General features: G+C 54.7%; 1 rRNA gene (cut by a window edge). It reads left to right on the top strand.

The window, feature by feature from the left end:
• Positions 1–1,181, top strand: a 23S ribosomal RNA gene (locus tag FS787_RS17840); it begins 1,375 nt to the left of the window's first position.
• Positions 1,182–1,186 lie beyond the last annotated feature (5 nt).

Below are 1,186 nucleotides of genomic sequence, written 5' to 3'. Positions count from 1 at the left end.
TAGCTGTCCGGAGCGTGCAGGGGCCGCAGAGACCAGGGGGAAGCGACTGTTTACTAAAAACACAGGTCCGTGCGAAGTCGCAAGACGATGTATACGGACTGACTCCTGCCCGGTGCTGGAAGGTTAAGAGGACCGGTTAGCCGCAAGGCGAAGCTGAGAATTTAAGCCCCAGTAAACGGCGGTGGTAACTATAACCATCCTAAGGTAGCGAAATTCCTTGTCGGGTAAGTTCCGACCTGCACGAATGGAGTAACGACTTCCCCGCTGTCTCAACCATAAACTCGGCGAAATTGCAGTACGAGTAAAGATGCTCGTTACGCGCAGCAGGACGGAAAGACCCCGAGACCTTTACTATAGTTTGGTATTGGTGTTCGGAGTGGCTTGTGTAGGATAGGTGGGAGACGTTGAAGCCCGGACGCCAGTTCGGGTGGAGTCATCGTTGAAATACCACTCTGGTCACTTTGGACATCTAACTTCGGCCCGTAATCCGGGTCAGGGACAGTGCCTGATGGGTAGTTTAACTGGGGCGGTTGCCTCCTAAAAAGTAACGGAGGCGCCCAAAGGTTCCCTCAGCCTGGTTGGCAATCAGGTGTCGAGTGTAAGTGCACAAGGGAGCTTGACTGTGAGAGAGACATCTCGAGCAGGGACGAAAGTCGGGACTAGTGATCCGGCGGTACATTGTGGAATGGCCGTCGCTCAACGGATAAAAGGTACCTCGGGGATAACAGGCTGATCTTGCCCAAGAGTCCATATCGACGGCATGGTTTGGCACCTCGATGTCGGCTCGTCGCATCCTGGGGCTGGAGTAGGTCCCAAGGGTTGGGCTGTTCGCCCATTAAAGCGGTACGCGAGCTGGGTTTAGAACGTCGTGAGACAGTTCGGTCCCTATCCGCTGCGCGCGCAGGAAATTTGAGAAGGGCTGTCCTTAGTACGAGAGGACCGGGACGGACGAACCTCTGGTGTGTCAGTTGTACTGCCAAGTGCACCGCTGATTAGCTACGTTCGGATGGGATAACCGCTGAAAGCATCTAAGCGGGAAGCTCGCTTCGAGATGAGATTTCCATACACCTTGTGTGTGAGAGGCCCCCAGCCAGACCACTGGGTTGATAGGCCGGATGTGGAAGCGAGGACTAACGACTCGTGAAGCTGACCGGTACTAATAGGCCGATAACTTACACCACACACC

Source organism: Arthrobacter sp. U41, from assembly GCF_007679325.1.
Classification (GTDB): domain Bacteria; phylum Actinomycetota; class Actinomycetes; order Actinomycetales; family Micrococcaceae; genus Arthrobacter.
The sequence above is the reverse complement of the archived record's forward strand: the minus strand, read 5'-3'. Positions and strand labels throughout refer to the sequence as shown.